At 65.0% G+C, this 25,816-nt stretch carries 25 protein-coding genes and 1 tRNA gene; 14 read left to right on the top strand and 12 right to left on the bottom strand.

Annotated features, from left to right (window positions below):
- The first annotated feature begins 86 nt into the window (after positions 1-86).
- Both ACVILL_RS37110 and ACVILL_RS37105 read left to right on the top strand, forming a co-directional pair.
- Positions 87-1,985: an adenylate/guanylate cyclase domain-containing protein gene (locus tag ACVILL_RS37110; protein WP_456733553.1), complete on the top strand. Its 1,899-nt coding sequence runs from the start codon at positions 87-89 to the stop codon at positions 1,983-1,985.
- A gap of 248 nt (positions 1,986-2,233) precedes the next feature.
- The gene (locus ACVILL_RS37105; RefSeq protein WP_456733552.1) at positions 2,234-2,620 is read left to right on the top strand and encodes a hypothetical protein; all 387 of its coding nucleotides are present in this window, start codon (positions 2,234-2,236) and stop codon (positions 2,618-2,620) included.
- 58 nt (positions 2,621-2,678) lie between these two features.
- On the opposite strand, the gene ACVILL_RS37100 is transcribed toward ACVILL_RS37105, so the two are convergent.
- Positions 2,679-3,554 (bottom strand): LysR family transcriptional regulator, encoded by an 876-nt coding sequence (locus ACVILL_RS37100; RefSeq protein WP_456733551.1) that lies wholly within the window; start codon positions 3,552-3,554, stop codon positions 2,679-2,681.
- Between the two features lie 103 nt (positions 3,555-3,657).
- On the opposite strand from ACVILL_RS37100, the gene ACVILL_RS37095 reads away from it, so the two are divergent.
- Both ACVILL_RS37095 and ACVILL_RS37090 read left to right on the top strand, forming a co-directional pair.
- Positions 3,658-4,269: a DUF1989 domain-containing protein gene (locus ACVILL_RS37095; protein WP_456733550.1), complete on the top strand. Its 612-nt coding sequence runs from the start codon at positions 3,658-3,660 to the stop codon at positions 4,267-4,269.
- A 23-nt stretch (positions 4,270-4,292) separates the two neighbouring features.
- A complete protein-coding gene (locus tag ACVILL_RS37090) occupies positions 4,293-5,222 on the top strand; it encodes a LysR family transcriptional regulator (RefSeq protein WP_456733549.1) in 930 nt (309 codons plus the stop codon).
- Here ACVILL_RS37090 and ACVILL_RS37085 read toward each other — a convergent pair.
- Positions 5,203-6,087 carry a polysaccharide deacetylase family protein gene (locus ACVILL_RS37085; RefSeq protein ID WP_456733548.1) on the bottom strand — a complete coding sequence of 295 codons (885 nt, stop codon included), beginning with the start codon at positions 6,085-6,087 and terminating at the stop codon, positions 5,203-5,205. The two genes, ACVILL_RS37090 and ACVILL_RS37085, sit on opposite strands and share 20 nt — an antisense overlap.
- Positions 6,088-6,123: 36 nt before the next feature.
- The gene (locus ACVILL_RS37080) at positions 6,124-7,026 is read right to left on the bottom strand and encodes an FMN-dependent NADH-azoreductase (RefSeq protein ID WP_456733547.1); all 903 of its coding nucleotides are present in this window, start codon (positions 7,024-7,026) and stop codon (positions 6,124-6,126) included.
- A 150-nt stretch (positions 7,027-7,176) separates the two neighbouring features.
- Between ACVILL_RS37080 and ACVILL_RS37075 the strand changes: the two genes are divergently transcribed.
- The gene (locus tag ACVILL_RS37075; RefSeq protein ID WP_456733546.1) at positions 7,177-8,637 is read left to right on the top strand and encodes a purine-cytosine permease family protein; all 1,461 of its coding nucleotides are present in this window, start codon (positions 7,177-7,179) and stop codon (positions 8,635-8,637) included.
- Between the two features lie 21 nt (positions 8,638-8,658).
- Here ACVILL_RS37075 and ACVILL_RS37070 read toward each other — a convergent pair whose 3' ends face one another.
- Entirely contained in the window at positions 8,659-9,579 is a 921-nt protein-coding gene (locus tag ACVILL_RS37070; RefSeq protein ID WP_456733545.1) for a LysR family transcriptional regulator, read from the bottom strand.
- A gap of 127 nt (positions 9,580-9,706) precedes the next feature.
- Here ACVILL_RS37070 and ACVILL_RS37065 point away from each other — a divergent pair, with 127 nt between their 5' ends.
- Positions 9,707-11,062, top strand: a complete 1,356-nt coding sequence (locus ACVILL_RS37065; RefSeq protein ID WP_456733544.1) for an MFS transporter — start codon at positions 9,707-9,709, stop codon at positions 11,060-11,062.
- A gap of 97 nt (positions 11,063-11,159) precedes the next feature.
- A complete protein-coding gene (locus ACVILL_RS37060) occupies positions 11,160-12,404 on the top strand; it encodes an amidohydrolase family protein (protein WP_456733543.1) in 1,245 nt (414 codons plus the stop codon).
- A gap of 79 nt (positions 12,405-12,483) precedes the next feature.
- On the opposite strand, the gene ACVILL_RS37055 is transcribed toward ACVILL_RS37060, so the two are convergent.
- Positions 12,484-15,606: an autotransporter outer membrane beta-barrel domain-containing protein gene (locus ACVILL_RS37055; RefSeq protein ID WP_456733542.1), complete on the bottom strand. Its 3,123-nt coding sequence runs from the start codon at positions 15,604-15,606 to the stop codon at positions 12,484-12,486.
- A gap of 498 nt (positions 15,607-16,104) precedes the next feature.
- Here ACVILL_RS37055 and ACVILL_RS37050 point away from each other — a divergent pair, with 498 nt between their 5' ends.
- Positions 16,105-17,301 (top strand): adenylate/guanylate cyclase domain-containing protein, encoded by a 1,197-nt coding sequence (locus ACVILL_RS37050; protein WP_456733541.1) that lies wholly within the window; start codon positions 16,105-16,107, stop codon positions 17,299-17,301.
- A 172-nt stretch (positions 17,302-17,473) separates the two neighbouring features.
- Complete coding sequence (locus ACVILL_RS37045) at positions 17,474-17,686, top strand: DUF2934 domain-containing protein (protein ID WP_456733540.1); 213 nt, start codon at positions 17,474-17,476, stop codon at positions 17,684-17,686.
- Between the two features lie 124 nt (positions 17,687-17,810).
- Here the strand turns inward: ACVILL_RS37045 and ACVILL_RS37040 are convergent, their stop codons facing one another.
- Positions 17,811-19,121: a chloride channel protein gene (locus tag ACVILL_RS37040; RefSeq protein WP_456734447.1), complete on the bottom strand. Its 1,311-nt coding sequence runs from the start codon at positions 19,119-19,121 to the stop codon at positions 17,811-17,813.
- Positions 19,122-19,279: 158 nt separating this feature from the next.
- Complete coding sequence (locus ACVILL_RS37035; protein WP_456733539.1) at positions 19,280-19,672, bottom strand: NUDIX hydrolase; 393 nt, start codon at positions 19,670-19,672, stop codon at positions 19,280-19,282.
- Positions 19,673-20,133: 461 nt separating this feature from the next.
- On the opposite strand from ACVILL_RS37035, the gene ACVILL_RS37030 reads away from it, so the two are divergent.
- Entirely contained in the window at positions 20,134-20,430 is a 297-nt protein-coding gene (locus tag ACVILL_RS37030; RefSeq protein WP_456733538.1) for a hypothetical protein, read from the top strand.
- A 155-nt stretch (positions 20,431-20,585) separates the two neighbouring features.
- Positions 20,586-20,813 carry a hypothetical protein gene (locus tag ACVILL_RS37025; protein WP_456733537.1) on the top strand — a complete coding sequence of 76 codons (228 nt, stop codon included), beginning with the start codon at positions 20,586-20,588 and terminating at the stop codon, positions 20,811-20,813.
- Positions 20,814-20,855: 42 nt separating this feature from the next.
- On the opposite strand, the gene ACVILL_RS37020 is transcribed toward ACVILL_RS37025, so the two are convergent.
- Positions 20,856-21,242, bottom strand: a complete 387-nt coding sequence (locus tag ACVILL_RS37020) for a VOC family protein (protein ID WP_456733536.1) — start codon at positions 21,240-21,242, stop codon at positions 20,856-20,858.
- Positions 21,243-21,260: 18 nt separating this feature from the next.
- Positions 21,261-21,620: a MerR family transcriptional regulator gene (locus ACVILL_RS37015; RefSeq protein ID WP_456733535.1), complete on the bottom strand. Its 360-nt coding sequence runs from the start codon at positions 21,618-21,620 to the stop codon at positions 21,261-21,263.
- A 265-nt stretch (positions 21,621-21,885) separates the two neighbouring features.
- Between ACVILL_RS37015 and ACVILL_RS37010 the strand changes: the two genes are divergently transcribed.
- Both ACVILL_RS37010 and ACVILL_RS37005 read left to right on the top strand, forming a co-directional pair.
- A complete protein-coding gene (locus ACVILL_RS37010) occupies positions 21,886-22,686 on the top strand; it encodes a lytic murein transglycosylase (protein ID WP_456733534.1) in 801 nt (266 codons plus the stop codon).
- Positions 22,687-22,783: 97 nt separating this feature from the next.
- Positions 22,784-23,191 (top strand): hypothetical protein, encoded by a 408-nt coding sequence (locus tag ACVILL_RS37005; RefSeq protein ID WP_456733533.1) that lies wholly within the window; start codon positions 22,784-22,786, stop codon positions 23,189-23,191.
- Between the two features lie 148 nt (positions 23,192-23,339).
- On the opposite strand, the gene ACVILL_RS37000 is transcribed toward ACVILL_RS37005, so the two are convergent.
- Positions 23,340-23,726 (bottom strand): YciI family protein, encoded by a 387-nt coding sequence (locus ACVILL_RS37000; RefSeq protein ID WP_456733532.1) that lies wholly within the window; start codon positions 23,724-23,726, stop codon positions 23,340-23,342.
- A 490-nt stretch (positions 23,727-24,216) separates the two neighbouring features.
- On the opposite strand from ACVILL_RS37000, the gene ACVILL_RS36995 reads away from it, so the two are divergent.
- Positions 24,217-24,290, top strand: a tRNA-Gly gene (locus tag ACVILL_RS36995).
- A 57-nt stretch (positions 24,291-24,347) separates the two neighbouring features.
- Here the strand turns inward: ACVILL_RS36995 and ACVILL_RS36990 are convergent.
- Both ACVILL_RS36990 and ACVILL_RS36985 read right to left on the bottom strand, forming a co-directional pair.
- On the bottom strand, positions 24,348-25,619 hold the full coding sequence (locus ACVILL_RS36990; protein ID WP_456733531.1) for a hypothetical protein: 1,272 nt from the start codon (positions 25,617-25,619) through the stop codon (positions 24,348-24,350).
- 42 nt (positions 25,620-25,661) lie between these two features.
- Positions 25,662-25,814 carry a hypothetical protein gene (locus ACVILL_RS36985; protein ID WP_456733530.1) on the bottom strand — a complete coding sequence of 51 codons (153 nt, stop codon included), beginning with the start codon at positions 25,812-25,814 and terminating at the stop codon, positions 25,662-25,664.
- Between the last annotated feature and the right edge of the window lie 2 nt (positions 25,815-25,816).

Below are 25,816 nucleotides of genomic sequence, written 5' to 3'. Positions count from 1 at the left end.
CCGTGTCGTGCTCCCGTGCAGATCGGGAGGAGGCCGCCAATGAGGCCGCCCGCCAGGCTCTCGAACGGCAAACCGCCGGGTCAATGATGAGTTTTCGTCTCACTCTCACCGCCTGTGTGATGGTCATCATCGGCCTTTTGGCCGCGCTGCTGATGTTCGTCCAGATCCGGACGCTCGATCTCGTCACCGAGCAAGCTGCGACCGCGACCATGGACTCGGCGAGCCGCGCGACGGTCTCCTCGCTCCAGCTCCAGGTCGAAATGCTGTCGCGCATGACGCGGGCGTTGTCGTTCAGCCCATCGATCATGGATTCGTCCGATCCCGGCGATGCGAGCCCGACCGCGCGGCTCATGAAGGAGAATCTGGCGCAATGGCCGGCCCTGGACAGCATCTATGTCGGTTATGACAACGGCTATTGGCTTCAGGTGCAGCGGCTGGACGGGCTGAGCGGAGTGCAGCGCGACCGCGTCGGCGGACCCTCCGACGCGGTGTACGCGACGACGACGACCCAATGGGCGAAAGGCGAGGAGCTGCCGACGACACGACTGTTCGAGAACAAGGCCGGCAATCGGATCGCGCAGGCCGAGATCCCGCAGCGCGGCTACGATGCGCGCGACCGCAACTGGTATCTGGACGCCCGCAAGGCCGGCAAGTTGGTCACCTCTGCACCCTATCTCTCGTTCAACCTCGGCGTTCCCATGATCACCTTCAGCGTGCCGTTCGATGGGAAGGCGCACGGCGTGGTCGGACTTGACCTCAAGCTCGACAGCTACAGCAGGTCGGCGCCCCTGATGAGGTTCGGCAAGAGCGGGTATCTGCTGATTTTTGACGACGCCGGCACGCTGATCGTGCATCCCAAATATGCGGCGCTTTTCGAGCAGTCCTCCGGGAACGCGGCGGGTCCGCGGCTCCCGAGCGCAAATGACCTTCACGATACGCTCGAAGGTCGGATCATCGCGGAGTGGGACAAGAGCAGTCCATACCGGCGCAAGCTCGTGTGGAAAGACGGCAGGGAATATTTTGCTCGCCTCGAAGCCATCGCGCTTGGCTCGAATCTGGCGGCGAATGTGCTGCTGGTTGCGCCCGCCGACGAATTCGCCGCGGGAATCAGGGAGCTCAATCGCAAGGCCAGGATATTCGCGTTTCTTGTCTGTATCCTGTTCATTCCGGCGGCATGGATATTCGGCACGCGCATGTCGACGACGATCGGCCAGATTACGGCTGAAGCAGACCGCTTGCAGACGATGGCGCCGCCGCCCAAAAGCTCGATTCGATCCTTCATCCAGGAGCTGGACAGGCTCGGCCTGACGATACACAAGTCCCAGCGCGCCATCTGGTCGTTCTCCCGGCTCGCCCCCCGGGAGATCGTGCGCGGCGTCCTCGACAATTCGATCTCCACGGAGCTTGGCGGCATCCGGCAGGAGATCACGGCGCTGTTCACCGACGTGCGCGGCTTCACCACCATCGCCGAGAATGCCGATCCCGACCTGCTGATGCAGCAGACCTCGCGCTATTTCACCGCGTTGACCGACGTGATCATGTCGCAGGGCGGCACCGTCGACAAATTCATCGGCGACGCCGTGATGGCATTCTGGAACGCGCCCCATGCGCAAAGCGATCATTGCGAGCGGGCATGCCGCGCGGCCTTGCACGCAAAGGCGGCCAATGAGGCGATCAACCGTCAATTCGAGGCGGAAGGGCTGCCTGCGTTCTACACCCGCTTTGGCATTCATGTCGGGGAAGCCGTCGTCGGCAACCTCGGTTCGTCCGAACGCATGAATTACACGGCGCTTGGCAACGTCGTGAACCTCGCTGCCCGGCTGGAAGGATTGAACAAGCAGTACGGCACGCAGATTCTCGTGAGTGAAAGCGTCTATTTGCGCGTCAGGCAGAGCTTTCGCTGTCGATATGTCGATGCGGTGGTGGCCAAGGGCATGGCGGCCGAAACCAAGGTTTACGAGCTCCTGGACGAGCAGGCTGGCTAGCATCGTTTGACGCCGCGGCTCGGGCGGTTCACGGCCATGTCCCGCGATAGAGCGTCGGGATTCACGCTGAGGGCGCGCGGGCTGGCGTCGAGAGCAGCCGAGCAGCCGCGCAATATCACGCGATCGTCAGCGCGCATGGTGCTGCAGGATCTGGCCGAGATGCCCGGAATTCGCAACAATCCGCAGTTGAGCAATCTGCCGTGTTCCCGGCGCGGGGACGGTCGCGCAGCCTCATGGGGAGCTCGAACATGCGCCTTGTCACAGCGATTGCATGCCCAACGCTATTATTGCTGGTTTCCACCGCGGCGCAGGCTCAGGTCATCTTCAATACCACTCCCCCGCCTCCGCCTCCCGGCTTCATGGAAATCACCGTGACGCTCAAGAGCGTCGCCGTGCCTCCCGCGCCACTCCAGGGCAGCGACCGTGACGTCGCCCTCAACGCGATCAGGCAGGATCTCTATGAGGAAGCGAAGGCGCAGTGCCCGATACTGTCGCAGGTGTATGCTGCAACCTGCAGAGTGACCTCCGTCAACATATTTCGATCGCAGGCTGCGGCGAAGGACGGCCCTCCCAGCTTTTCGATCACCGGGACCGCCAAATATGAACTCAAGACAAGCGATGGCGACAAGCACTGATCGGGAGCGGAATCCTGAATCCTCGCGCCAGCGTTGCTCGCCCGGCACCACGCGATGATCACGCCCGCAAGGCGCGTCGCAGCAGCTTGATGAAATCCTGCGCCACCTGGGACAGCGCTTCGTGTGTCGGGGACAGGATCGCGATCTGATACTGGATCCTCGGCTTGAACGGGCGCAGCGCGAGGCCTTCGGTGAAGGGCTTGCTCACCACGGGATCGACGATGCCGACGCCGTGGCCCTCCGTGACGAGCTGGCATGCGGTCGAGAAGAATTCGGTCTCGGCAAACACGTTCCAGCGTGCGCCATATTCGGAGAAGGCGGACGCGAGCTGCTGATAGATCGGGTCGCCGCGGAACAGCGTCACGAACGGGACGCCGTCGAGATCATCAGGGGTGATCTGCTTGAGCTTCGCGAGCGGATGCGCGCCCGGCAGCATGCACATGCAGTCATAGGAAAACACCTCCATATGCGCGGTCGGATAGTCGAGCGGCAGCTCTGCGACCGCGAGATCGAACTGCTGCGTCGAGATCAGCTCGCGGACCATCGCGGAATTCCGCGTGATGATCTTGATCTGCAGCTCGGGCTTATTCACAGCGAATTGCGAGAGCAGCCGCGGCAACAGGTTGATCGAGATGCTTGGATAGGCCGCGATCGCGAGGTGACCGCGCCGGCCGGACCTGATCTCGGCGGCGACGCGGGAAGCGTTCTCGGCGGCTTCCAGTGCACGCGCGGCCTCGACATAGAACAGCCTGGCTTCCGGGGTCGGTTGCAGGCGGCCGCCGCGCCGTACGAACAGGTTAAGACCGGTCTCGTGCTCGAGGCCTGCGATCATCGTGCTGATCCCGGGCTGCGACATGCCGAGCAGTTCGGCGGCCCTCGTCATGGTGCCGTGGAGCATCAGGGCACGGAAGCATTCAAGCTGTCTGAGGCGCATGGGACGACTATACGAATATGCTATAATGCACACAATTATTATTATTAGAATTGCATGACCCGCGGTGCTCCAATGGCGCGACCGAGCCTTGAGGAGACATCACGTGACCGCCGCAACCGCCGATCTCACCCGCGCCCGTCTGATCCCAGCCCGCAATGGTGTGGCGGCGCGCCTGAAAGCCGGGGAGACCGTCACGGTCGTCAACACCCATGGCAAGCAGGTGGTCGACACCTGGGCCTTCAATGCCGGCGATACCGGCGAGTTCATGTCGATGGAGCACAGCCGCGCATCGATGCTGCGGCTGATACCCCGCGTCGGCGATACGCTGACGACTAATAGGCGCCGCGCGATCCTCACCTTCGTCGCCGACACGACGCCGGGAATCCATGACACATTGATCGCGGCCTGCGACATTCACCGCTATCGCCAACTCGGCGCCGCCGGCCATCACGACAATTGCACGCAGAATTTGGCGCACGCGCTCGAGGCGGTCGGCCTGTCGGCCGCGGTGACGCCGGCCCCGCTGAACCTCTTCATGAACGTGCCCGTCACCGACAATGGAGAGTTGGACTTCAAGTCGCCGGTCAGCGAGGCCGGGCAATATGTGGCGCTGCGTGCCGAGATGGACCTGGTCATCGTGTTCTCCGCCTGTCCGCAGGACATGGTGCCGGTGAACGACATGCGGCCGACCGACGCGCATTTTTTCATCGCCTGACGCGGCCGCGTGGAGAACCGATCATGCGCAAATTGCCGCCGCTCAATGCCGTCCGCGCGTTCGAAGCCGCGGCGCGCCACGAAAGCTTCACCGCCGCCGCCAACGAACTCTGCGTCACGGTGACGGCGATCAGCCACCAGGTCCGGCAACTCGAAGCGATCCTTGGACGCAAGCTGTTCGAGCGCTCCGGTCGCGCGGTCGTTTTGACCGCCGAGGGACACGCGGTGTTTCCATTGCTGCGCGACGGCTTCGATCGCATGGCAAGCGCCTTTGCGGCGATCCGGCCGCCGGCCGAAGGTGACGCAATCACCGTGTCGGCCACGCGGGCCTTCGCCGAGCGCTGGCTGATGCCGCGGCTCGCGCGCTTCAACGCGGCATTTCCGGCCCTGATGGTCCATATCGATGCGACCGAGGAGATGAGGACGCCTAATGTCGACGGCGTCGATCTGGCCATCCGGTATGGACGCGTTGACCGCACGAGCGAGAAATCGGTGCTGTTCAGTGATCGTTACATCGCTGTCGCAGCGAGCACGATCTGTCCGCCAGGGGCCCGTCTCGCCATTGATGACATCCGCTCGCGATCGCTGCTGGCTTTCCGCTGGAAGAACGCTGCGCTGGATTCGCCTGCGTGGTCGGCGTGGCTCGCGGGGGCCGATCATGATCCCGCGCGGGATTTTCGCATCTCCTGGTACAGCGAGGAGCCGCCGGCGTTGCATGCCGCCGAGCGCGGGCTGGGGCCGCTGTTGTGCAGCGATGCGCTGGTCGACGAGCAACTGCGCCAGGGCACGCTGCGCCGGCTCGACGGACCGGCGCTGCCGGGCTTCGCCTATCGTCTCGTGGACGCACCGGCTGCCGCCAGGCGCAAATCGGTGACGGCATTCATCGATTGGCTGCACGGGGAGGCGGCTGCATTCCGCGCCGCGCCGGCACAGGTCATGACACGGGCTGCGTGAAGTAGGGCAGGTCCTCGACACGGACCTGGTAGGTACCTGCCTTGACCAGGCCGTCGACATGCGCGGCGATCTCTTCGAGCGATGCGAACCAGACCTTGCGTTCGGCCACGATCCGCTCGAGCCAGCGCTCTACCACGCGCCAGCGGGCAAGCCGGCCGGTCAGGAACGGGTGCCAGATCCCCATCCAGAATCCGCCGGCCTCATAGGCGGCCTCGAACTCCTCGAAGGACGCGGCAAGACCCTCGCTCGGCGATTTGACCGGCATCATGTAGCCGATCTCCGCGTAATGGGCGAAAGGCGGCCAATCGTCCGATCCCCAGTGCGGCGGCATCTCGTAGAGCAATCCGCGCGCGGTGCGCATCTGGTACGGGATGTCGTCGGCCATCAGCGACGAATCGTAGACAAAGCCATGCTCGATCAGGAGATCGATCGTGGTCTGGTTGGCGTTGTAGACCGGCGCGCGGTAGCCGCGCGGCTTGCGTCCGGTCATCGCGACATGAATGGCGAGGGCACGTTCGAATGCCTCGCGCTGCGCCGCCGAGGAAATCTCCGTCGGGTCCTCATGGATGTAGCCGTGATGGCCGATCTCGTGGCCCGCTTTCAGGATCGCTTCCACCGCCTCGGGATAGCGCTGCATCGTCCAGGCCGGCATGAAGAACGACTGCTTGAGGCCGAGGCGCCGATAGGTTTCCAGGATGCGCGGGACGCCGACGGTCGGCCCGTATCGCCCCATCGTGATCGGATAGAGCCGGTCGAAGGAATCCTTCGGCCGCGCGATGTGAATCAGGCTGTCGGCGTCGACGTCGAAGGTGATCGCACAGGCGCAGCGCGCGCCGTTCGGCCAGGGGATGGGATTGCGTATCATCGGATCATCCTCGTTCAGCCGGCAGGCAATGTCGCTTCATTCCGCTGCGATACTAGAGCCTTTTCCGTTCCGATTTAAATCGGAACGGGGCTCTAGATTTTTGTTTGACGCGTTTTCTTCACGCGAACCGGTATCCACTTCGCTCGAAAACGCTTTAACAGGCCCGTCGATTCCAAGACACTGCCGGACCAGCACCGGAATGGCGGCCAAGGCGTCGGCGAGCGATCGCCGGTGGCGCTCATCGCCGAACTCCTGGTAGTCGACCGCGATCAGATGGCTCTCCTGCACGCCCAGATAATGCGCGCAGGTGAAGATGTGGGTTTCCAGATGGTTCATGGTCTCCCGCACCCCGCCGGGGCCGAAGCCGAATTCGCCGCGCGAGCTCAGCACCACCAGCGTCTTGCCGCGCATGACAGGCTCCAGCGGAAAGTCGCCGCGTGCGAGATCGAAGGTGAAGGTCTTGTCGATCCGGATCACCTTGTCGAACCATGACTTCAATGCCGCCGGCATGCCGTAATTGTGCATCGGCGCCCCGATCACGACCACGTTGGCGCGTTCGAGTTCGTCGATCAGCTCGTCGGAGAGGCGCAGCTCGTCGTGCTGCTGCGCGGTGCGGTCGCCGGGCGGCGTGAAGGCGGCGGCGACCCACGCCTCCGTGATCAGGGGAGGCGGGTCACGGCCGACATCGCGCGAGATGATGGTGGCGGCGGGCTCGTGCGTCAGCCAGTGCTCGACAAACGCCTTCGAGAGCTTCCGGCTGACCGAACGGTCGCCGCGCGGGCTGGCATCGATATGGAGCAGTGTCGTCATTTTCTGACCTCGGTTGCAATGCGTTGGCTGCACCATGACCGAGTGCCGGCTTCGGCGTGAATGACGAATCCGGCAAGTGCGTTGAGAAAATTTCAACAATGAAACAGCACGCCGTGGTGACGCGGTCATCGCGGCGCTCTTGGTCGATCCTCGGTGCGCAAACTTCACTGTCGATGTCGCCTCAACCTCGCTTGAGCATTTCTCATTACCGCCTCGCGGCTATCCGCTGCTGAGATGCCTATCCCGGCCCAAATCAATGCGCCGGACAACGGGGGAAACATGTTGCTCAAGCAAACACAGCTTTCGGCACAGGATGAGGCCGGCTTCGATACCCATGGAATTGAGCCGGTGCCGGCGGCGCACCGCACGTCGTCTTCATCAGATCAGTTCTGGATCTGGACCGGCGCGAACATCGCGCCGATCAACTGGGTGCTGGGTGCGCTCGGCATCCAGCTCGGATTGAGCCTGCTGCAAACGCTCGCCGTCATCGTTGTCGGCAACCTGTTCGGCGCGGCGCTGTTTGCCGGCTTCTGCCTGATGGGGCATCGCACCGGCGTGCCGCAGATGGTGCTGGGCCGCCTGGCGTTCGGCCGCCGCGGCGCCTACCTCCCGGCGCTGGCGCAGGTGCTGATGCCGATGGGATGGGTCGCGATCAACACCTGGATCGTGCTCGACCTCTGCATGGCCGCGCTCGAGCGGATGGGGCTTGGCGGTGGCGTCGAGCTCAAATACGGGATCGCGGTGCTGCTGATGCTGTTCCAGGTCGGCATCGCGGCCTGGGGCTTCAATGCGATCAAGGTGTTCGAGCGCTACACCATGCCGGTCATTCTGCTGATCATGGCCGTCATGACCGCATTGGCCTTCCTGCGCGTCGATATCAAATGGCAGTCCGCCGGTGTGACCGGCATGCCGGCATTCGCCGCGGCGACGCAGTTGATGACCGCGATCGGCATCGGCTGGGGCATTTCGTGGCTCACCTATGCGTCCGACTATACGCGCTTCACAAGACCCTCGCTCGGGGCCGCCAAGGTGTTCCGCGCGACATTCCTCGGCATGTTCCTGCCGACGGTCTGGCTCGCGTTCCTGGGAGCTGCTATCGCGTCCGCGGGCGCCGGCTCCGATCCGTCGAAGCTGATCATTGCCGCGTTCGGCACGATGGCGGTGCCGGTGCTGCTGGTGCTGCTCCATGGCCCGATCGCAACCAACATCGTCGTGATCTATTCGGCGGCGCTGTCCTCGCTCGCGCTCGATCTGCGGCGGCCGCGCTGGGTGATCTCGGTGGTCTCCGGCCTGATCGCCTCCGCCATCCTCTACGCCTTCCTGCAGTCGGGCGATTTTGCCCACGCCTTTGACAACTTCATGGTCGCCTTGATCGTCTGGATCAGCCCATGGGCCGGCGTGACGCTCGCCGATTTCTACCTGGTGCGGCGCGGCCGGATCGACATCCCGGCACTCTATGAAGAGCCGGGTCGGGGTCGCGATTTCAACTGGGCGGGGCTGATCGCGTTCGGCGCCGGGCTGGTGGCGGCGTGGGCGTTCCAGATGGGCACGATCAAGGCCATGCAGGGTCCGCTTGCGCTGGCGACCGGCGGGGTCGACCTGTCCTGGCTCACGGGCATCGGCGTGGCGGCGGCGAGCTATCTTGTGCTGCACCGGCGGCTCGGACGGCCGCTGGCGCGGAGCGCCCGGTTGCCGGCCACGGACGAGGCGTCGATCGAGCCCGCGCCCACGTCGACCTGACGGGGCAGTCGTTGCGCCGCCTCATTCGATCCGCGCGAACAGCTCCACCAGCGTCTCGCGCAGCCAGCGCTGCGCGGGCACGGTGTCGTTGCGCTGGTGCCAGAACAGGCTGACGATGCGCGGCGGCGCCGGCAGCGGCACCGGCATGGCGTGCAGTTGTTGCGCCTGGCGGGACTGCGCGCTGAGATCGCGCGGCAGCACGGCGATCAGGTCGGACTGCCGCACGATCTCGTAGGCGGCGTTGTAGTGATTGACCGTCGTGACCAGGTTGCGCGACAGCCCGCGCGAGGCCAGGAACTGGTCGTAGGTCGGCAGCGTCTTGCCAGCGAGGCTGACATCGACATGCTTGGCGTTGAGGAAGCTCCGGGTGTTGAGCCGCTTCTGCTTTGCCAGCGGATGGTCCCGCCGCATCATGCAGGCATACTCGACGGTCCACAGCGAGCGTGAGCGGATCGCGGCCGGCGGCTGCTGCGCCTCGTTGACATAGACGCTCAGCACGCAGTCGACCCGGTTGTCCTCGAGCCGGTCGCCGATCTCGAGAATGGTGTTGGGCAAGGTGTGGATGCGCGCCGAGGGCGCCACCTCGCTAAAGCGGTTGAGCAGCCGCGGCATCACTAGCGAGGACACGTAGTCCGACATCGACAGGCTGAATTCGGCCTCGGTGCGCCGCGGATCGAAGGCGTCCTCGTCGAGCGCGTGGCGGACGTGCTCCAGCGCATCGCCGACCGGCTGCCACAGTGCCACCGCGCGCTGCGTCGGGCGGATGCCGTTCGCCGTGCGCACGAACAGGGGATCGCCGAGCGCGTCGCGCAGCCGCGCCAGCGCATTGCTGACCGCGGGCTGGGTCATCGTCAGCGCGCTCGCGGCACGGGTGACGCTGCCCTCGGTCATCAGCGCCTCGAAGACTTTCAGCAGGTTGAGGTCGAGGGTGCGGAAGGACACGGAAAATATTCACAATGGTGATGTGGCAGATAACGATTATAAATTATTCGGATAATATTGATTTGTCTATCATTGCCCGGCTGACCTCGCCGGCGCGTGCCGACCGCGGGGCGGAGGGGGGACTTTCATGTCGACGATCTCGGCGCGCATCGAGCGCCTGCCGTTCGCGCGTTTCCATGTGCACCTGCTGCTGATGGGCGGCCTGGGTTATCTGTTTGACGCGATGGATGCCGCGGTGCTCGCGTTCATCCTGCCGGTGCTGCGCACCGCCTGGGGGCTCACCAATGTCGAGACCGGCGTGCTCGGCAGCAGCACCTTCGTCGGTTATCTCTTTGGCGCGCTGCTGGCGGGGACGCTGGGCGACCTGATCGGCCGCCGCGCGGTGATGATGTCGGCACTGGCGCTCTACAGCGCGGCCTCGCTGGTCAGCGCGGCGGTGGATAGCTGGCCGGCGTTCTTTGCCGCGCGCGTCGTCGCCGGCATGGGCACCGGCGCGGAAAGCGCGATCATCGCGCCGTATTTGGCAGAATTCGTGGCGCGGCGTTACCGCGGCGCCTTCACCGGCGCGCTCGCCGGCTTCTTCTCGTTCGGCTTCGTTGCCGCCGCCTTGCTCGGCTATTTCATCGTGCCGGCCTACGAGAACGGCTGGCGCATCGTGCTCGTCATCACCGCCATACCCGTCGTGATGCTGCTGTGGTGGCGGCGCTCGCTGCCGGAATCGCCGCGCTGGCTGGAAAGCCGGGGCAGGGCGAAGGAAGCCGAAGCGGTGCTCGACAGGATCGAGGCCAGCTTCGCGCGCGAAGGCCGGGTGCTGCCGGCACCCGTCGCCGAGCCGGCCGCGCCCGCAGCACCGTCGGGCACGCTGCTGAGCAATTTTGCCGCGCTGCTGGCCGGCCGGCAGGCGCGCATCACCACCATGACCTGGATCATGTGGCTGTCGATCACGTTCAGCTATTATTCCTTCTTCGTCTGGATTCCCGGCCTCCTGGTGCAGAACGGCATGAGCATCACCAAGAGCTTTGGCTACTCGCTCGCGATGTATTGCGCGCAGGTGCCGGGCTATTTTACCGCCGCCTTCTTCAATGAACGGATCGGACGGCAGGCGACGATCGCGACCTACATGCTGCTCGGCGGCGTCAGCGCGCTCGGGCTCGCCTTTGCCAAGAGCGATGGCGAGATCATGACGGCCGGCCTGCTGCTGTCGTTCTTCATGAACGGCACCTATGCGGGCGTCTATGCCTACACCGCCGAAGTGTTCCCGACATCGATCCGGACCACGGGGGCCGGGCTCGCATCCGCGATCGGCCGGATCGGCGCGATCGCAGCACCGATCCTGGTCGGCTACCTCTATCCGAATTTCGGCTTTGCCGGCGTGTTCGGCGTCACCACGTCCGTCCTCCTGATCGGCGCGCTGACCGTCGTGCTGATGGGCGTGCCGACGCGCGGCCGATCGCTGGAAGACATCGCAAGCGAAACGGCGTGATCACAGAGCATGATATCCGGAAAAGTGTGAAGCGGTTTTCCGAAGAGATCATGCTCAAATAACAAGGCGCGGGCCGCGTCCTGAACAGGAGACCAACATGCCCACCATCCTCTTCAAGAACGCCGCGCTGCTCGATCCGCTGCGGTCCGATCTGCTCGAAGGCCACCACGTGCTGGTCGAGGATCGCCTGATCAAGGAGGTCTCCGATCGGCCGATCGAGGCCTCAGCGGACCGGGTGATCGACCTCAAGGGCAAGACCCTGATGCCCGGCCTGATCGACCTCCACGTGCATGCGGTCGCCGTCGAGCTCGACCTGTCGCAGCAGGCCCGCATGGCGAACGTGCTGGTGACGCTGCGCTCGACCATGCTGTTGCGCGGCATGCTGAAGCGCGGCTTCACCACTGTCCGCGATGCCGGCGGCGCCGGCTATGCGCTGAAGCAGGCGATCGACACCGGGCTGACCGACGGTCCGCGGCTGTTCGTCTCCGGCCGCGCGCTCAGCCAGACCGGCGGCCATGGCGACGGCCGGGCCCGCTCGGACTATCTGAGCGACCCGACCTGCTCCTGCTGCGTGCGGGTCGGCGCGATCGCGCGCGTCGTCGACGGCGTCGACGCGGTGCGCAAGGCGGTGCGCGAGGAATTGCAGATGGGCGCCGACCAGATCAAGATCATGGCCTCCGGCGGCGTCGCGTCGCCGACCGACCCGATCGGCGCCTACGGCTATTCCGAGGACGAGATCCGCGCCATCGTCGCGGAGGCGAAGGCGCGGCACACCTATGTGCTGGCCCACGCCTACACCGCGGAGGCGATCGAGCGCGCGATCCGTTGCGGCGTGCGCACCATCGAGCACGGCAATCTGGTCGATCTGCCGACCGCGCGGCTGATGGCGGAGAAGGGCGCCTATGTGGTGCCGACGCTGGTCACCTACGAGGCCTTGGCCAACGAGGGCGCGAAGTATGGCCTGCCTGCGGCGAGCGTCGCCAAGATCGCCGATGTGCGCGACGCCGGGCTGCGCTCGCTTGCGATCTATCGCGAGGCCGGCGTCAAGATGGGGTTCGGTACCGACCTGCTCGGACCGTCGCAGCGGCTGCAGAGCGACGAGTTCCGGATCCGCGCCGAACTGCTCGGCCCGCAGGCGGTGATATCAAGCGCGACGGTCGTCGGCGCCGAGGTGCTCGGCATGGAAGGCAAGCTCGGCCGCGTCGCGCCGGAGGCTTTCGCCGACCTCCTGGTGGTGGAGGGCAATCCGCTGCGCGATGTGGCGTGCCTGCTCGGGCAGGGCGAGCAGATCCCGATGGTGATGAAGGCCGGCAAGGCCGAGGTCGACCGGCTGGGCGGGTAGGGCTTGGTTACCTTACTCCGAGGGGGCCGCGCACTCCACTTCACCTCTCCCCGCAGGCGGGGCGAGGTGGGGTAAGCCTTCACCACACCACGCGCAAACCGGCGGTGCCCTTGTAGCTGTGGTTGGCCGACGCATCCTCGAGGCTGGCGCGATAGGTCGCCTCGCCGAACAATGTGTAGCGGCCGTTGGCCCAGCTATAGCTGCCGCCGCCGCCGATAGAGCCCCACAGGCGGTCGTTGGTGCTGGCGAAGCCGGTGCCCGCGACATCGACATTGCTGCCGTCGAGGAATTCGTAGTGCAAATTGCCGATCGCGTAGAGGTCGGAGCGCGCGATGCTCGCGCCGTCGGTCCAGCTCTTCTGGTGATTGAGCATCAGACCGACGCGGCCGAGCAGGCTATCGGCATTGCCGAGCGCGACCTGCGCGCCGAAGCGGTCGGCGAAACCGTCGAAGTCGACCTTCGAATAGGCAAGCTGCGCCTGCGGGGTCAGCGAGAAGCCGTTGCCGACATTGAACCGCCTGCCGCCTTCGACGCTGAAGGCATAGCCGAGGCCTTCATTGCCATGGGCCATGCTGCCGACCAGATCCGACGTCAGGTCGCCGCGATAGAACATGGTCTGCATCTGGCCGTCGAGGTAAACGCCGTTGTCGCCGTACCAGGTGGCAGTGGCGCCAACGCCGGTGCCCTCGGCGCGGATGCGGCCGTTGCCGAACAACGAATTCACATAAGCCGTGGTCAGGCCGTATTGCAGCGTGAGGCCGACGATCAGGCGCCCGTAGCTGTTCTCGAGCGTGAGGCCGTCGAGCCCGGCCTGCGCCTTGAAGTCGTCACTGTTCATGGTCGCGCCCGTGGTGTTCGACGGCCGCAGGTTGGTCTGGCCGCCCTCGACGCGGCCCCAGAATGCCGATTGCGCCCATGAACTGTCGGCCTGCGCCGCCGGCGTGACGCCCATTCGCGCCATCGCATCGCTCGGGCCGCCATTGCCGCCCCAATAGCGGTTGCCGACGCGCTCCTGCAGCGACGGCAACGCGTTCATGCCGAGCAGCACCTGGGCGTAGCTCTCGTAAAGCGGCACGCCGGGCTGGTACAGCGGTCCCGCGGGCGTCGCCGGTGCCGACAGATTGACCAGGCTGGAGCGCAGATACCAGTCGCCATCCGCAGGCGTCGCGATGCCGTTCTTCTGCAACGTATAGGCATAGGCGCCGGCGACGATCGCCTGCTGGCCATTCAGCGCATAATTGCCCACCAGCGTGAAATTGCCGTTCGAGGCGCCGGTGACGTCGATCAGCTTGATGCCGTCGACCGTCTGCGCGCCGCCGCCGCCGGCATTGTTGATCCGCACGGTCGAGGTGCCCGACGTGCTGCCCGCGATCAGGCGGTCGGTCGCGGAGCCGTCGCCGCCGAGCACGGTGTTGAACAGCAGCGTGCCGCCGTTGCCGGCATAATTGCCTGATACCGTCAGCGTGGTGCCGGGCGCTGTGCCGAACCTAATGGTGCCGGCATTGTTGAGCGCGCCCATGGTCTGGTTGAAGCCGTTGAGGTCGATGGTGCCGCCGGCGCCCGCGACTGCGGCCGAGGCCGCGCTGAAGGCATTGGCCGCGCCGGCTTGCAGCGTGCCGCCGGAGACCGTGGTCGCGCCGCTATAGGTGTTGACGCCGGACAGGATCTGCGTGCCGCCGGTGACCGCGAGCCCGCCGGTGCCGCCGATCGCGCCCGAGAAATTGTCGCTGCCATTGGTGATGGTCAGCGTCTTGGCGCCGAGCGCGACATTGCCGCTGCCGGCGAGACTCTGGATGCCGGTGCCGGTGCCCGCGAGGCCGGAGATGTCGAACGCCGCATTCGCGACCACATGGCTCGAATTGCTGATCGACCCGGTGCCCGACAGCGCCAGCGTGCCGGCCGAGATCGTGGTCACGCCGCCATAGGTGTTGGCGCCGGACAGCGTCTCGGTGCCGCCGGCGAGCGTCAGTCCGCCGCTGCCGCCGATCGCGCCGGCGAACGTATCGTTGGCGGCGGTGAGCGTCAGCGTCTTGGCGCCGAGATCGACCGCGCCCGAGCCCGACAGCCGCTGGATGCCGGTGCCGGCGCCGGATAGGGCGGCGATCGAGAAGGTGCCGTTGGCGATCACCTGGCTGGACGCGGAGATGTCGCCGGCGCCGGATAGCGCCAGCGTGCCTGCCGTGATCGTGGTCGCGCCGGTGTAGGCCTGGACGGTCGACAACATCTGCGTGCCGCCGGTGACCTGCAGCCCGCCGGTGCCGCTGATCGTTCCGGCAAAGCTGTCGTGCGCATTGGTGACGATCAGGTCCTTGGCGCCGAGCGTGACGCGACCGGTCCCGGCCAGGCTCTGGATGTGCGCGGCGGCGGGCGTGATGGCTGAAATGTCGAACGTCGCGTTGGCGACGACCCGGCTCGACGTGGCGAGCGCGTCAGCGCCGGAGTTCGCGGGCCCTGTGAGGGCCAGCGTGCCCTGCTGGATCACGGTCTCGTCGGTGAAGGTGCTGCCGGCGCGGAGCGACAGCTTGCCGGCGCCGATCTTGGTCAAGCCGCCGACGCCGCTGAAGCCGAGCGTGCTGACGGTGTGCCCGTTGCTGTCGAAGGTCAGCCCGCCCGCGGCGATGTTGTTCTGACCGACGGTACCGCCGAAGAAATTGGCGCTGTCGGCCGTCGCCCGAACAAGGGCATTGTCGAAGTTTACCTGACCGCGCGAATTGCCAACGCTGATGCCGAGGCTTGTCTCCAGCGTGGCATTGCTGATGTTGAGGGTGCCGGTGCCGTTGGCCGGCGTCGTGACGACGACCCTGCTTGCAGTGATCGTCGCGCCATCCGCGATGTTGAGGATACCCGTGCCGGCAATGCCGACCGTGATCGTACCCGTAGGGGCGTTCCAGTGCGACCCGGCCCCCGTCACTGTCACGATGGCTGTACCACCCGCGATATCGCCCATCGAAACGGTGCCCGTGCTGGTCAGCGTGCTGCCGTTTTGAATGGTGAGAGTGGTCGTTCCACCGACGACGTCGCGAACGTTCAGGCTGCCGGTCACGCCTGTCGCCCCAGGGATCACGCCGAGCACGACATTCGAACCGGCCACGATGTTGACGGCCCCGCCGGCCGCCGGCGCCGCGCCGCCGGACCAGTTCGAGCCCACCGTCCAGTCGTTGCTGGTGGCGCCGGTCCAGGTCTGCGCCGCCGCCGAGCCCACAGACAGCGCCGACAGCGCGACGACCGAGGCGCTCAGCAGCAGCAGCCGATGGAAATGCGCGCGCGGGTGCGGGACGGCGGTTCCGTCCGGCGTGAATTGAGTGGGTTGTCACCAACGTGTCGTGCGATCGTCGTAGCCCCGATGCATTCGCGCATGGTGCCGAGCCCCTTGTTCTTGCCGCCGCCCGGCAGGTTTGCATTCCGGCAAACCTTCGCCAGTCGCGGATGTGCGTCACCCTATGTGACTCACCGTGAGCTGACAAATGAAGGTTAGGTCGCCCGCAACGTTACGAGGGGCGGTGTGTTCGCGATGCAACGTCCGCGCGTTGCAATTAATCGATCGCTAACCAGTTGAGTTGCGTTCGGCTGGCCGGAATGGGCCGGCAGCCGACCCGGCCGCCACCCGATGCCCTGCGATCACGTTAGCGCTGGCGGCGTTGACCTTGCCGGGCAGAAGCACGACATACCGCCTGTCCAACCCGCCGCTCCGGAGCCAGCCATGAACGCCCCCAACATCTCGTCCGTCACGCCGCAGTCCGACGGCGACGTCGTGGCCTGGCTGACCAACGAGACCCGCGACCAGCGCTTCATCGACAACATCTTCGCCGAGCTCTGCATCCGGCTGCAGAACACCGGCATTCCGCTCAAGCGGGCGACGATGAATCTGCTGATCCAGCATCCGCAATGGCTCGGCGCCCGGATCATCTGGGCCGACGGCAGGCGCGAGGCCGAGATCACGCGGGTCGACTACGACGTCCAGCAGCGCTCGGAGTATATCGGCAGCCCGGTCTACGAGATCCATCAGGGCGCCGCCGAGGTGCGCGAGCGGCTCGCGCGCGATCCGGCACAGGGCCGCAAACATGCGCTCTATGACGAGATGCGGGCGCAGGGCCTGACCGACTATGTGGCGTGGCCGCTGCTGCATACGCTCGGCAAGCGGCATGTCGTGACGTTTGCGACCGACCGTGCCGGCGGTTTCGACGATGCCCAGATCGCCAGCCTGATGAAGGTGCTGCCGGTGCTGGCGCTGGTCAGCGAAATCCGGATGAAGAACCGGCTGGCGCGGACGCTGCTCGAGACCTATGTCGGCGCCCATGCCGGCGAGATGATCCTGGCGGGCGCGACGCGGCGGGGCAGCGGCACCACGGTCCGCGCCGCGATCATGATCTGCGATCTCAGGGATTTCACCCGGATCTCGGACTCCTGGCCGCGCGACGACGTCATCGATCTCCTCAACGACTATTTCGACGCGATGTCGGAGCCGATTGCGCGACATGGCGGCGAAATCCTGAAATTCATCGGCGACGGCCTGCTCGCGATTTTCCCGCTCAGCGAGCCGAGGGCCTGCGCCAATCTGCTGCACGCCGTGTCCGAGGCGCGGGAGGCGATGGCGGCGCTGAGCGAAAAGAACAGCCTGATGGGCCGTGCGCCAATGAACTACGGCATCGGCGTCCATGTCGGTGACGTCATGTACGGCAATATCGGGTCGCGCACCCGGCTCGACTTCACCGTCATCGGTCCTGCGGTGAACATGGCCTCGCGCCTCGAAGCCCTCACCAAGCAGTTGAAGAGGAACGTGCTGCTGTCGCGCGCATTCGCCGATCTCGTCGAGCACGACTTTGCGCTCGAACATGTCGGCGAGCATCAGGTGCGCGGCTTCAGCGAGCCGATCGAGCTGTTCGCCTATAACGGCTGAAGCAGCTTGCGAATGTCACGGTGAGGTGCCGGGCCCGGTTCTTGACGACCCGAGTTTCGCTGCCGGTCGCGCATATTGACCAATCGTTCCGTCACTGAAGACTGGTTCCACTGGAACGACTCCGGCCGGCAGCAAGTTTTCACTGCAGCATTCGAAGGTCAGGAGCGGAACCATGCGTAGCTTGACTGAGCAGAATATTCGAACGCGGGCCTACCGGCTTTGGCAGGCCGCCGGCGAACCCAACACCAAATTTGATGCGTTCTGGTACCAGGCAGAGAAGGAACTGCTGGAAGAGAGAACCCGAGAGACAGCCGGGCCTCGTCGACCGAAGTCGGCGCGTCAGGTCGTGCGGCGTCGGACCGGGGCCCTGACGGGCGCTCACTAAAGCATGATCCGGAAAAGTGCGAAGCGGCTTTCCCTCGCGACAAACGCCAAAGGCGTTTGCGCGGAGATCATGCTCGAACAAGGACCTGAAGCGCGCTGACGATTCAACCTGATCCCATCGCGCTTCAGACCGATGTTGGCTGCGCCGGCGAAGCCCGGTCGATCAACCCCTTGGCGAGGGCGTGATACACGCCCTCCTTGCAGATCAGGCGCGAACTGGCGTGGGCGATCAGGGCCGCGGCCATCAGCGGCACGACCATGGTGTGATTGTCCGTCATCTCGGTGACGATCACGAAGGCCGTGATGGGGGCCTGAACCACGCCTGCGAAATACGACACCATGCCGAGCAGCATGATGGCCGGCAGCGGCGCGCCGTGAAACAGCGCGGCGATGTTGGAGCCGATGCCGGCGCCGACCGCGAGCGAAGGCGCGAAGATGCCGCCCGGCATGCCGCTGATCGAGGCGAACGTGGTCGCCAGGAATTTCCACACGCTGAAGCTCGCAGGCAGTTGCGATCCGGCTTCGAGCGCGGTTTTGACCTGCTGATATCCGGTGCCATAGATCGCGCCGTCCGAAGCGATCCCGCAAATCGCCGCCGCAAGTCCGCAGATCGCGGCGAAGCCAACCGGATAGAGCTTGATCGCGCGTCCGACCGGATTGGCAAATCCGCGTGCCATCACGATCAGGATGCGGCTGAACAGGCCGCCCGCCAGACCTCCGGCAACGCCGCACAGCGGGACCGCGAGCCAGTCGGTGCCGTTGCGCAGGGCCGTCGCGCTGGTGCCGAAATAAGTATAGTTGCCCATCAAAGCGAGCGACGTCAGACCCGCGGCGATCACCGCGCCGATGATCAGGCTGCTGGTTCGTGTCTCGAACGCACGGCTCATTTCCTCGATGCCGAACACGATGCCAGCCAGCGGGGTGTTGAAAGCGGCCGCGACACCGGCCGCCGCGCCGGCGAGGATCAGGCCGGGCTGACGCCGGGGCGAGAAGCGGCCGAGCGCAAACATGATCGAGGCGCCGATCTGCACCGTCGGTCCCTCGCGCCCGACCGAGGCGCCACATAGCAGGCCGAGCAGGGTCAGCAGGATCTTGCCGACCGCGATGCGCAGCGAAACCAGACTTTCGCGCGCGCTCTGGTCGGTCAGATGGCGCGCTGCGATGGCCTGCGGGATGCCGCTTCCTTGCGCGTTCTGAAAGAAGCGGTTGGTCAGAAAGACCGACAAGGCGAAGCCTGCGGGCGTCAGCACCAGCGAGGCATAATGGATACGCGACACCACCGCGGAGAAGGCGACCTGCGCCAGATCCGCGAGCTGTGCGAGCGCGACGGCGGCCGCACCGACCGCAATGCCGCCCAGCAGGAAGATGGCGCGGCGTTGCCAGCGCGCGGAGACGATTTTGAATAGCCGCTTGTGGCGGTTGGAGGGGAAGGCCATTCTGACGGTATTCTGGCTGATGTCGTGGTCCGATACGAAGCGGATCACGTCCTTCTTAGCACGCGTCGATGCTGCGCAAAGCTCAAGAAATCAGCAAGCGGTGCCGTCGAATTGCGAGGCCGAGCCAGCGCTCTCCCGCTCCCGCAACATCCCGCCGGCTATCTCCGGCGCGGTTTTCTCGGAAACAGCCGATCGCGGATGTAGCGCGAGGTTGCGGTCAGGCGAATTCCGCGGGGCTTCTGCCAGGCGGCGCGGTCGATCTCCTTCTTGTCGCCGATCGCCAGCCGTCCCTTGGCGTTCTTGGCGATGAAGATCGCGTCGCTCATCCTGCGGCCGGAACGCTTGTTCTTGGCCGTCACTTCCTTCCAGAGGCTGAGCCGGCCGAGCTTGAGCTTCGGCAATTCCTCCTTGATCTCGCGCTTGAGGCAGTCCTTGACGGTCTCGCGCGCGCGCCTGCGGCCGCCGGGGAACATCCACAGCCCGTCAGATCGGCGTCTAACCAGAAGAACCTTGCCGCGCTTCGCGGCAACCAGTTTGGAGGACTTGGTCATCTACTGCGCAAAATGATCGAAAACAGAATCGAGGCCATTCTAACTTGTCTATTCGGGTAGACAAGTTTTATGGCGGATTGTTCCACAGTCATGTGTCGGCTGTTTGTCTTGGACTGACGGCCCGAGAGCCGGGAAACGCTGACGACGTGCAAGACCCGGTTCGGAGGAGAAGGCGGCGAATGAGAGGTCGCTTGCTGCGGCTGACTGCCGCAACTTTGTCGAGATGCTCGGGTGCGGGCGCCGTGACCCTCGTTGCACGCGCTTGCATGTCGTTCCATTGATCCCGCGTCATGCAACATCCTCACGTTGAACTCGTGGAAACTGCTGTCGTGCTGGTTCCCGTGCCAGGAAATCCGCCAGATCGCGTTTCGAAGACAAAGCCCCACGACGGACGGCTCCGCCGCTTGACATTGTGTTCTTGTTTTGTTCTTATCGCCCTCCACCGGGAATAGGAGGTCGCCATGGACAACCGTATCAGCGAAATTCGCAGGCAGATCAGGGCGCTGCGCGTCAGCATGCTCGAGGCCGAGGCCATCGTGCGCCAGCAGATCGACCGGGATGAGGACTGCGCCTTCGTCGCCGGGGACCTCTTGAAGATGCGGCTGGTCATGAGCCGTCTGGTCGAGGAGCGCAGCGTCCTTGGCGACCGCGATCCGATCATCGTGCATGCGAGCGTTGCTCCGCGCCGTCGCGCCGCGACACTCGCGTTCGTTCGCGCGGCGAAACGCGAACCGGTCGCCGGCGAAGTGCGTGCGTGATGACGCAGTCAGGATGCAAAGGCTGCGCGCCGAGTTGCGCGCGCTCGACGCATCGGTGAATCAGCTCAGGCGAGCCGGGCGCGACAGCGCGTCTGCGCAGCTCCTGCTGTCGCGCAAGCGCGCCGAGTTGGAGGACGTGATGTGCCGGAGGAAAGATGAGAGAGCCGCTTCGGTATTTCCACGACAGCGATGATCACGCGCCCTGGATCAAGGCGCTGGCCGAGGTCCGGCACAGGGCAACGCGGGAAGGCTGGTGCTTTCACCACGTGCAGGCGATCATCGTGGCGATCGACCAGTATGCCGAGGCCGCGCTCGGCAACCGTGAGTTCTTCCTCAACCGGCCGCAGACCGTCGGCCCAAAGCGGCAGGGCGAGGTGCCTTAGGGCCCACCGACACGCGCGGCCGGCGCGCCGCAAGCGCTGCGCTCATGGCACTACATCGGCCGGATGCTTGTTGCGATGCTCGACATATTCGACGCGGGTCTGGTCCGGATGCCGCACCAGCATGTTGCGGCCGGTCGGTACCGGCTTCGGGCCGTCCAGGATCGTGGCGCCGACGTGGGGGAGGTGCGTGGCGAATGCGTCGATGTCATCGACCAGAAACGTCAGATGCGTCGCCGTGAATGGTTTCAGGCTCCGTTCGGTGCCTGCAATGAACAGGATCGAGGCGACCTGCGCGAGCCTCAGATCATACTCCGGATAGTCGAAGCGAAGACGCGCCGCCTGGCCGATCAGGGTCTCGTGGAAGGCGACGGCCCGATCGAGGTCTTGCAGCGGCAAATACCGCCGCACCAGGATGTTGAGTATCTTCATTGCCAGCTCCTCATGCCCTCATGCATTGCGGCGGTTGCGATCCGATCCGGTCAACCGATGCGACAAGGCACGGCGCCGCATGCGCAGCGCCGCGATCGCACGGTCGATCTGGTCGAGCTTGGCCTGCATCACTGCCGAGCAGCTCACGCGTGCGCCGCGCCTGCCGTCTTCGAGCGCGCTCAGGAGATTGCGAAGCTCGCGGGTCGAGAAACCCGAGGCGATCAGGTCTCTCACCCACGCGGCCCGTTCGAGCTCCGACGCCGAATAGCTTCGATAGCCGTTCGACGTCCGCCGCGGCGCGATCAGGCCAGCCGCTTCATAATGCCGAAGCGCCCGGGCGCTCACGCCAAGATGACGAACCGCCTCCTGAATTCTCATCGCGATCTCCTGTCGAGGGTCGGCCTAGCACCCTGTCATTAACGTCAATGTCAAGCGCCGGGTTGCGGGAGGCCGGGCCGGCTGCGGGGCCAAATGTCCCGGCCTGCCCGAAGTGGCCGGGATGGCTAATCCGCCGCCGGCGACATATCGTGACGATCCGCAGCCGAATCTGAGGCGGATCGTTCATCGCCGGGTCATCTATATCCGGCCATCGTCAGCGCCGCGCCCGGGAGGGCCGACGGCCCTTTTGCGGAGGAGGTTTCGGATGATCAGGGGCTGGCAGATCGCGACGTCGGCGCTCGCCATCGTCGTGATGGTTGCAACACTGGGCGCAGAGGCGAAAGCGGCGCAGTGCGGCAACGGGCCGGGCGGGTTCGAAGCCTGGAAGCAGCAGTTTGCCGGCGAGGCGAGGGCCAAGGGTATCGGTGCCGCGGGCGTCGACGCGCTGATGCAGGCGCACTATGCCAGCGCGACCATCGCTGCGGATCGCGGCCAGCGCAGCTTCGGCCTGTCGCTCGAGCAGTTCATGGCCAAGCGGGGATCAGCGACCATCGTGGCGCGCGGCCGCTCGCTGAAGCAGTCGCAGGCGGCGATGTTCGCCTCGATCCAGCAGCGCTACGGCGTCCCGCCGGGACCGCTGATCGCGATCTGGGGCATGGAGAGCGGTTTCGGCAGCCAGCGCGGCAACCAGAACATGCTGTCGTCGATCGCGACGCTTGCCTATGATTGCCGCCGTCCGGACTTCTTCACCGACCAGCTCTATGCAGCACTGAAGCTGATCGACCGCGGCACTTTGTCCGGCGGCACGCGCGGCTCGATGCATGGTGAGATCGGCCAGACCCAGTTCATGCCGAAGAACGTCCTCAACTATGGAGTCGGCAATCTCGACGTCGCCGCCAACGCGCTGAGCTCGACGGCGAACTTCCTGCGCGCGCATGGCTGGCGCGCCGGCGCCGGCTATCAGCCGGGGGAACCCAACTTCGCCGCGATCGAGGCATGGAACGCGGCTGGGGTTTACCAGAAGGCGATCGCCATCATGGGACGGCAGATCGACGGCGGCCAATGAACGCAGGCAATGAGAAGGCCCGAGTTCCTTCACCCCCTGTTAACGCAACGGTGCCCAGATCGTTTGCGATGAAACGGAGCAGATGGAGACAGGCTCCATGCTCAAGAACGGCACCTATGCGGCGTGGTTTCGCACGTCGCTCGCGGATGGTACCGGCATCGTGCACGTCGCCGATGGCAGGCTGTGGGGCAGCGACGCGGTCATGCTCTACAGCGGCACCTATGAGGTCGACGGCGAGCGCTTCTCCGCGGTTCTCACCACCAAGCGGCACTCCGAGGAAGGCTCGACGGTGTTCGGCACTGACGACCTCGTGGTGCGGCTCGAGGGCGCCTGGAGCGGCCCGATCGCGATCTGCAAGGGCAGGGCCGATGCGGTGCCGGATCTTGCCTTCGAGGTGACGCTGATGCCGAGCCAGGACGTGCCGCCCGAGCCGCCGCCGGACCTGCCGCTGCCGAAGTTCGATCCGAGCAAGCTGCCGAAGCTGCCGAAACGCTCGAGTCGCTGAAGCATGATCCGGAAAAGTGCGAAGCGGTTTTCCGAAAAGATCATGCTCGAACAGGAGAAGCGGTTTCGAGCGAAGCGGGCACCGGTTCGCGCGACGAAAACGCGTCAGAACGAATCGGAGCCCCACCCGGATTCCATCGGAACAGCTTCTACGCGTCGCTCGGGCCCGCGGTCTCCGGAAACGGTGCACCGGGGATGAAGAGCTTCAGCGCGCGGATCTCGTACACCGCCGACGGATTGACGCTGCGCAAGTCGCGCGCCGCGGCGATCGCCTCCGCTTCATCGGCGCAATCGATCACGTAGAAGCCGAGCAGCTGCTCCTTGGTTTCCGAGAACGGGCCGTCGATCACCATGCCGTGGCCGGGCCCGCGCAGGGTGCTGGCCCTGCGGGTATCGCCGAGCCGTGCGGCCGGACCGAGCCGGCCCTTCAGCCGTTGATGGACCTCGCGCAGGCCCGCCATCACCGCTGCGTCCTCTTCGGCATTCCAGGACTTGACCTCGGCTTCGACGTGATAGGCCAGGATGGCATAAAGCATCTATCGTGCTCCTGATTTCTGATGCGCAGGCCCAAGGACGTCCGGCGGACACCCGCGCCGACATTTCATGTAGCGGATCGGACCGTTCTTGTGCTGCGACAAGGTATCCCGCCGGCCGCATGGCGACGGCGAACCGCGCGGCTCGAACGGCAAAAAAAGGCGCGGCGGAATGGCTCCCGCCGCGCCCCCGGTTTTGATGTCTCGCTGGTCCAGGGCTGAGAGCGCCCCGATGCCAGGCTGATTACTCAAGGCCTAGCGGGCGATCCCAGCGAGGTGACAGCGCTTGAGACAAGACACTGGATCACCTCCTTTCTTTGTTGATGGGACCAGCAATATAGGTGGCGATTCCGCCGCTGTTAAGGCCGCCATCCGTCCCATCCGCGCCAGGGAACCGGCGAATTGCGCTGGAATATTTTCGTTTACCGGAGGCTCAGGACGCGCGCCGGGGCAGTTGAGGCGGCCGTTCGGCCGTGTTAGGTGATCGCTCGATGCGGGTGTAGCTCAATGGTAGAGCAGCAGCCTTCCAAGCTGAATACGAGGGTTCGATTCCCTTCACCCGCTCCAATGTTTTCAATCACTTGCGGCACGGTCTCGACTCCATTCTGACAAGCGGGCTGTCGCTCATTCTGACATCTGGCCGGTTTTTGTTCGCGAAGCCCGGCGCTTCCTGGTGCCGGTCGCTATCTGCTTCGTGGTGCGCTTCACGTATTTCGGAAGCACCTTGACGGTGGTGTGCCGGCTCTGTGCCAATATCTCGCGGTCGGTCAGCTCGGCGTCCCCGGTCTCGGTCAGGCCGCCGTGCCGGAAGCTGGCGAATGACAGTTCATCGCGCATCTCTGCAGCGCGGATGATTGCCTTCACCTTGCGCGACATGTGGGTGAAGTCCGACACGTCCGGTTGCGGCCATGTCGGCCATGGTCCCTTGCTCCCCCAATCTCGCCGCAACATCAGACCGCCGATGCGATCGCGCTTGATGGCGTCAAGCTCGGCCATCAGCTCGGGGTAAAGCGGAACGCCGGTCTCGGGATCGAATAGCGGAATCCAGCTCTCCGAGCCGGTCTTGGCGTCGACCACCCGCACCATGTTGGGGCGCTCCTTAGGCCGGTAGTGCACGACATCGAAGGTTGCGAAGATGTCGGTCTCCCGCTGCAACCATTCCCAGCCGATTAGCGCGGCGGTTGCTAGCGACGGCAAGCCCAGCTCGAGGGCCTTGGCGCGGAAGGTGGTCAGCTCCTCATAGGTCGCTGTCGGAGTTTGGCGGTCGGAGGATTCCAGCCCCATCTTGGCGAACGGGTTAACCAGCGGAATGGTGCCATCGACAACCATCTTCGGATTGCGGCGCGCGCAGATGAACCATGCCCGGCGGCAACTCTTCATGGCGTGGTTGACTGTGGTGCGACGCTCACGCTCCACCACGGTGCCGCGCTTGTCGGTGATCTTTTGGACCAGCAGCTTTTCGTAAAGCTCATCGGCCAGCGCAGTATCGATCGCAGTAAGGCGTCTCGTTCCAAGACGTGTGCCGTCCTTCAGGATGTAGCCGCCGACCAGCTTGAAGCCGTTCTCGTGGTTACGCCTGTGCTTGGCGGACAGTTTCTTGTAGCGACGATCAGCGCGATACTCGGCAAACATCCAATCAAGCGTGCTGGGCTTGGCGATGGCGGGCGACTCGGCTGGATTGTCGCCGCGCGTCCGCCATGCATCGAATGCCGTTAGTAAAACCCTCTCGGCGCGCTGCACAGCTTCATCATAGTTTGTGCCGAGGGCCTCGGTCTCGATCGGGCAACCATTCTTTCTTGCCCACGTCGGCGGGTTGAAGAAATAGGCAGGCCCCGTCTTCAACGTCTTGCGTAGGGTATACCGCGGCAAGGGCAGGGCGGAGCGAGGCGGTTTCATTAGAGCAGCCCCCTGAGGTCATCGGACGTTTCGCCGACGCCCTTATACTGGTCCCTGGCCGGCGTTGCCGACAATAACGACTATGCGCCCATCCGTCAGAATCTCCACCCGCCCGACTGACACACCGGCCGCTACCACGGCCTTGACGGCCTTGGTGACATCTGTTGCCTTGAAGGTTTGGTTGGCGCGACTCATCG

It is taken from the genome of Bradyrhizobium sp. USDA 3364, assembly GCF_054056355.1.
Note: the sequence above shows the minus strand (reverse complement) of the source record. Positions and strands in the feature narration are given on the sequence as shown.

What these genes read in the sequence shown, in the direction of transcription:
- ACVILL_RS37110 (WP_456733553.1), top strand. Translation starts at nt 87, where the DNA reads ATGAGTTTTCGTCTCACTCTCACCGCCTGTGTGATGGTCATCATCGGC.
- ACVILL_RS37105 (WP_456733552.1), top strand. Translation starts at nt 2,234, where the DNA reads ATGCGCCTTGTCACAGCGATTGCATGCCCAACGCTATTATTGCTGGTT.
- ACVILL_RS37100 (WP_456733551.1), bottom strand. Translation starts at nt 3,554, where the DNA reads ATGCGCCTCAGACAGCTTGAATGCTTCCGTGCCCTGATGCTCCACGGC.
- ACVILL_RS37090 (WP_456733549.1), top strand. Translation starts at nt 4,293, where the DNA reads ATGCGCAAATTGCCGCCGCTCAATGCCGTCCGCGCGTTCGAAGCCGCG.
- ACVILL_RS37085 (WP_456733548.1), bottom strand. Translation starts at nt 6,087, where the DNA reads ATGATACGCAATCCCATCCCCTGGCCGAACGGCGCGCGCTGCGCCTGT.
- ACVILL_RS37080 (WP_456733547.1), bottom strand. Translation starts at nt 7,026, where the DNA reads ATGACCGCGTCACCACGGCGTGCTGTTTCATTGTTGAAATTTTCTCAA.
- ACVILL_RS37075 (WP_456733546.1), top strand. Translation starts at nt 7,177, where the DNA reads ATGTTGCTCAAGCAAACACAGCTTTCGGCACAGGATGAGGCCGGCTTC.
- ACVILL_RS37065 (WP_456733544.1), top strand. Translation starts at nt 9,707, where the DNA reads ATGTCGACGATCTCGGCGCGCATCGAGCGCCTGCCGTTCGCGCGTTTC.
- ACVILL_RS37060 (WP_456733543.1), top strand. Translation starts at nt 11,160, where the DNA reads ATGCCCACCATCCTCTTCAAGAACGCCGCGCTGCTCGATCCGCTGCGG.
- ACVILL_RS37050 (WP_456733541.1), top strand. Translation starts at nt 16,105, where the DNA reads ATGAACGCCCCCAACATCTCGTCCGTCACGCCGCAGTCCGACGGCGAC.
- ACVILL_RS37045 (WP_456733540.1), top strand. Translation starts at nt 17,474, where the DNA reads ATGCGTAGCTTGACTGAGCAGAATATTCGAACGCGGGCCTACCGGCTT.
- ACVILL_RS37040 (WP_456734447.1), bottom strand. Translation starts at nt 19,121, where the DNA reads ATGGCCTTCCCCTCCAACCGCCACAAGCGGCTATTCAAAATCGTCTCC.
- ACVILL_RS37035 (WP_456733539.1), bottom strand. Translation starts at nt 19,672, where the DNA reads ATGACCAAGTCCTCCAAACTGGTTGCCGCGAAGCGCGGCAAGGTTCTT.
- ACVILL_RS37030 (WP_456733538.1), top strand. Translation starts at nt 20,134, where the DNA reads ATGGACAACCGTATCAGCGAAATTCGCAGGCAGATCAGGGCGCTGCGC.
- ACVILL_RS37025 (WP_456733537.1), top strand. Translation starts at nt 20,586, where the DNA reads ATGAGAGAGCCGCTTCGGTATTTCCACGACAGCGATGATCACGCGCCC.
- ACVILL_RS37020 (WP_456733536.1), bottom strand. Translation starts at nt 21,242, where the DNA reads ATGAAGATACTCAACATCCTGGTGCGGCGGTATTTGCCGCTGCAAGAC.
- ACVILL_RS37015 (WP_456733535.1), bottom strand. Translation starts at nt 21,620, where the DNA reads ATGAGAATTCAGGAGGCGGTTCGTCATCTTGGCGTGAGCGCCCGGGCG.
- ACVILL_RS37010 (WP_456733534.1), top strand. Translation starts at nt 21,886, where the DNA reads ATGATCAGGGGCTGGCAGATCGCGACGTCGGCGCTCGCCATCGTCGTG.
- ACVILL_RS37005 (WP_456733533.1), top strand. Translation starts at nt 22,784, where the DNA reads ATGCTCAAGAACGGCACCTATGCGGCGTGGTTTCGCACGTCGCTCGCG.
- ACVILL_RS37000 (WP_456733532.1), bottom strand. Translation starts at nt 23,726, where the DNA reads ATGCTTTATGCCATCCTGGCCTATCACGTCGAAGCCGAGGTCAAGTCC.
- ACVILL_RS36990 (WP_456733531.1), bottom strand. Translation starts at nt 25,619, where the DNA reads ATGAAACCGCCTCGCTCCGCCCTGCCCTTGCCGCGGTATACCCTACGC.
- ACVILL_RS36985 (WP_456733530.1), bottom strand. Translation starts at nt 25,814, where the DNA reads ATGAGTCGCGCCAACCAAACCTTCAAGGCAACAGATGTCACCAAGGCC.